At 58.0% G+C, this 4,679-nt stretch carries 4 protein-coding genes; 1 reads left to right on the top strand and 3 read right to left on the bottom strand.

The features are described 5' to 3' along the window. The 3 genes from JNM42_RS17485 to apbC all read right to left on the bottom strand — a co-directional run. Nucleotides 1–1,667 (bottom strand): Orn/Lys/Arg decarboxylase N-terminal domain-containing protein (locus JNM42_RS17485; RefSeq protein WP_294273231.1); only part of this gene is annotated, 1,667 nt, incomplete at its 3' end. Nucleotides 1,668–1,758: 91 nt separating this feature from the next. After that, nucleotides 1,759–2,325: a dCTP deaminase gene (gene dcd, locus JNM42_RS17480; RefSeq protein ID WP_294273228.1), complete on the bottom strand. Its 567-nt coding sequence runs from the start codon at nucleotides 2,323–2,325 to the stop codon at nucleotides 1,759–1,761. Nucleotides 2,326–2,552: 227 nt separating this feature from the next. Continuing rightward, entirely contained in the window at nucleotides 2,553–3,644 is a 1,092-nt protein-coding gene (gene apbC / locus JNM42_RS17475) for an iron-sulfur cluster carrier protein ApbC (protein ID WP_294273223.1), read from the bottom strand. Between the two features lie 306 nt (nucleotides 3,645–3,950). On the opposite strand from apbC, the gene JNM42_RS17470 reads away from it, so the two are divergent. Further along, on the top strand, nucleotides 3,951–4,679 hold a 729-nt coding region (locus JNM42_RS17470; protein ID WP_294273220.1), incomplete at its 3' end, for a class I tRNA ligase family protein.

Below are 4,679 nucleotides of genomic sequence, written 5' to 3'. Positions count from 1 at the left end.
TCGGCCAGATACTTGGTGACAATCGCCGCCGGAATGCCGCACTCGGAAAAGTCACCATCGACAGCCAGACCGGGGGTGATCACGGTGGCCTTGATCGGATCGAGCATGTTGAAGCCTTCGGCCAGCATGCCGAAGCCATGCCAGCGCTCGCCCGGCTTGAGCATCCAGGCCTCGCGCTCTTCGATGCCTTCTTCCGAAAGATCGTCCGGACCCCAGACCTTGAACCACCAGTCGGCACCCCACTCTTCATCAACCTTGCGCATGGCGCGGCGGAAGTCGAGCGCCTCGGCGATCGATTCTTCAACCAGCGCGGTACCCGCCGGCGCTTCCATCATCGCCGCTGCCACATCGCATGAAGCAATGATTGCGTACTGCGGCGAGGTTGACGTATGCATCAGGTAGGCCTCGTTGAAAATATCGCGATCAAGTTCGCGGTCTTGCGAGTTCTGCACCAGAATCTGCGATGCCTGCGACAGGCCGGCGAGCAGCTTGTGTGTCGACTGCGTCGAGAATATCATCGACTCCTTGCAGCGCGGACGGTCGGCGCCGATGGCGTGGTAATCGCCGTAGAAGTCGTGGAAAGCAGCGTGCGGCAGCCAGGCTTCATCGAAATGCAGGGTATCGATTTTCCCGTCGAGCATCTCCTTGATTTCCTCGACGTTGTAGAGAATCCCGTCGTAGGTACTCTGCGTAATGGTCAGCACGCGCGGCTTGGCTTTCACGTCACGCGCAAAGGGATGGGCATCGATTTTCCTCTGGATGTTTTCCCAGAGAAATTCTTCTTTCGGGATCGGGCCGATGATGCCGTAATGATTGCGCGTCGGCATCAGGAACACCGGCACCGCGCCGGTCATGATGATCGCGTGCAATATCGACTTGTGGCAGTTGCGGTCGACGATGACGATATCGCCCGGTGCCACGGTCGAGTGCCAGACGATCTTGTTCGAGGTCGACGTTCCATTGGTGACGAAGAACAGGTGATCGGCATTGAAAATGCGAGCCGCATTGCGTTCCGAAGCCGCCACCGGGCCGGTGTGGTCGAGCAACTGCCCGAGTTCCTCGACGGCGTTGCAGACATCGGCACGCAACATGTTTTCGCCAAAAAACTGGTGGAACATCTGCCCCACCGGGCTCTTCAGAAAAGCGACGCCGCCCGAGTGCCCCGGGCAGTGCCACGAGTACGAGCCGTCCGAGGCGTAGTGCGTCAGCGCACGGAAAAACGGTGGTGGCACACTCTTCAGATAGGTCTTGGCTTCGCGCACGACATAACGGCCGATGAACTCGGGGGTATCCTCGAACATGTGAATGAAGCCATGCAGTTCACGCAGCACGTCGTTCGGAATGTGTCGCGAGGTGCGTGTCTCACCGTACAGGAAAATCGGGATATCTTCGTTGCGACAGCGGATTTCCTTGACGAAGGAGCGCAACTCGGCGATGGTTTTTTCCGCCTGTCCGGCACTGAACTCCTCATCGTCAATCGACAGGATAAACGCCGACGCGCGGCTTTGCTGCTGGGCAAACGAGGTCAGATCGCCATAGCTGGTCACCCCCAGCACTTCGAAACCCTCGGCCTCGATGGCGTCGGCCAGCGCGCGAATACCCAGGCCACTGGCGTTCTCCGAACGAAAGTCCTCGTCGATGATGATGACAGGAAAATGGAAATGCATGATTGAACCCGAAAAGAGTTAGGACTGATGAGTGAGGAGCAAGACAGGAGACGCTGAGCCGAGGTTTCAACTCTTCACTCCCGACTCCTCTCTATATTTTTGGCAGAGTCACGCCGACCTGGCCCTGGTACTTGCCGCCTCTGTCCTTGTACGAGGTTTCGCACTCTTCGTCGGCTTCGAAGAAAATGACCTGAGCAATCCCTTCGTTGGCGTAGATCTTGGCCGGCAAGGGCGTGGTATTCGAGAACTCGAGCGTCACATAGCCTTCCCACTCGGGCTCAAAGGGAGTGACGTTAACGATGATGCCGCAGCGTGCATAGGTGCTTTTGCCGAGACAGACGGTGAGCACGCTGCGCGGGATTCGGAAGTATTCGACGGTTCGTGCCAGCGCGAACGAGTTCGGCGGGATGATGCAGAAATCGCTATTGACCTCGACGAATGAGTTCGGATCGAAATTCTTCGGATCGACGATGGTCGAGTTGATGTTGGTGAACAACTTGAATTCGTTCGAGCAGCGAATGTCATAGCCATAACTCGACGTGCCGTAGGAAACAATCTTGCGCCCGTCGATCTCGCGCACCTGATTCGCTTCGAATGGCTCGATCATGCCGTGCTGCTCCGCCATGCGGCGGATCCACTTGTCGGATTTGATGGTCATCGCAGAGTCCCGGAAACCGTTGAATAAAGCCGGCTATTTTACGATTTCCGAAGGCTTGCAACTGAAAAACTTCAAAACCCGCCGCAAAGACCACAGGAGCGCTAAGTTAACGCAAAGAAACGGAGCCAGGCCAAGTGACCAGCATTGCCTCGCAGGTTCCCCGGGAGTCTTTGCGATTGCTTTGCAGCGTTGCGTCTTCGCGGAAGATGTTAGCAGGTCAGGCTCGCTCAGGTGTTCTGCACAACGATATTCGGGAACCTGGCACTCATGTCCTTGGCGCGCTCGGCGACCTTCACCGCAACGCGGCGGGCAATCGCCCGGTAGATGTCGGCCGCCCGCGAATCCGGGGCACCGACCACGGTCGGCCGCCCGGCATCGGCCAGTTCGCGGATCGAGAGTTCCAGCGGCAGCGAGCCAAGCAATTCGGCATCGTAATCCGTGCACATTTTCTCCGCGCCGCCGTGGCCAAAGATGTGCTCTTCGTTGCCGCACTTCGAGCAGATATGGATACTCATGTTTTCAACCAGCCCAAGAATCGGGATGCCAACCTTGTCGAACATCTTCAAACCCTTGCGCGCATCGATCAAGGCGATATCCTGCGGCGTGGTGACGATCACCGCACCCGTCACCGGAACCTTCTGGGCCAGCGTCAGTTGCGTATCGCCCGTACCCGGCGGCATGTCGACGATGAGATAGTCGACGTCGCGCCAACTGGTCTGGTTAAGCAACTGTTCGAGTGCCTGCGTGACCATCGGGCCACGCCAGACCATCGGCGCATCAACATCGATCATGTAACCGATCGACATCGTCTGCAGGCCGTAAGCCTGTAGCGGATCCATCGACGTACCGTCTTCCGACTCCGGATGGCGCCCGGCCAGACCCAGCATCTGCGGTATTGAGGGGCCGTAGATGTCGGCGTCGAGCAAGCCGACACTCGCCCCTTCCTGCGCCAGTGCCAGCGCCAGATTGACTGCCGTCGTACTCTTGCCGACACCGCCCTTGCCCGATGCCACGGCGATGATATTCTTGACGCCCTTGAGCGGCTTCAGATTGCGCTGCACGGCGTGCGCAACGATCTTGAAGCTGACATTGGCGTCGACGCGGGCGACACCGGGAATTGCCGTGATGGCAGCAACCACAGCGTTGCGAATGGCCTCGATCTGCGTTTTCGCCGGATAACCAAGTTCGATATCGAGCGACACCTGGTCGCCATCAACCTTGATGTTCTTTGCCGAGCGGGTCGAAACGAAGTCCTTCTTCGTATTGGGATCAATCAGATTTTTCAGCGCCGTCTGCACGGCTTCAATTGTTACGGTCATTCTGCACTCCTTGTTGATATACCCGAGTAATTTTGTCTAGTTTACCCGAAAACAGGCGCCCTGTCCGGCTTGCTGGACAGGGCGCCTGTTTCAGTGAAGGCTGACCTTCAGGTCATGCCGGAACTAAAACGGGCAGCCTGTCTGACTTTCTGGGTCAAGGCGAAAACACCCGTTTCAGTGAAGGCTGACCTTCAGGTCATGCCGCAACTAAAACGTGAAGGTCTGCACTTTGCTAGAATGCATGCTTTGCCGCCAGCGGCTACAACAACAACTCCAGCACCTCACCGGAATTCCGGATCGCCGCCCATGACCCGCAAAATCCTCGTCACTTCCGCCTTACCTTATGCCAACGGCGCCATCCACCTCGGTCATCTCGTCGAATACATTCAGACCGACATCTGGGTTCGCTTCCAGAAGATGCAGCCCAAGGAGAAAATCAGCGAGTGCTGGTACGTCTGCGCCGACGACACGCATGGCACACCTATCATGCTGCGCGCCGAAAAGGACGGCATCACGCCGGAGGCGCTGATCGAGCGGGTGCATGGCGAACATGCGCGCGACTTCGCCGGCTTCCATGTCGCTTTCGATAATTTCTACACCACGCATTCCGAAGAAACCCGCGCGTGTGCCAACGCCATTTATGCTCGCCTGCAAGCCGCCGGCCTGATCGAGAAGCGCCTCATCGAGCAGTACTACGACCCGGTCAGACTGATGTTCCTGCCCGACCGCTTCATCAAGGGCGAATGTCCCAAGTGCGGCGCGATGGATCAATACGGCGACAACTGCGAGAGTTGCGGCGCGGCCTACACGCCCAACGATCTGAAGAACCCGTACTCGGCCATTTCCGGCGCCAAACCGGAACTGCGCAACTCCGAGCACTATTTCTTCAGGCTCTCCGACCCGCGCTGCCAGAGCTTCCTGCGCCGCTGGACGCGGGAACCCGGCCGCCTGCAGGCGGAAGCGGCCAACAAGATGCAGGAATGGCTCGGATTTGACGACAATGCGGACGACAATGCGGGCGAAAACAAGCTTAGC

This window comes from Propionivibrio sp., from assembly GCF_016790145.1.
Lineage (GTDB): Bacteria > Pseudomonadota > Gammaproteobacteria > Burkholderiales > Rhodocyclaceae > Propionivibrio.
The sequence above is the reverse complement of the archived record's forward strand: the minus strand, read 5'-3'. Positions and strand labels throughout refer to the sequence as shown.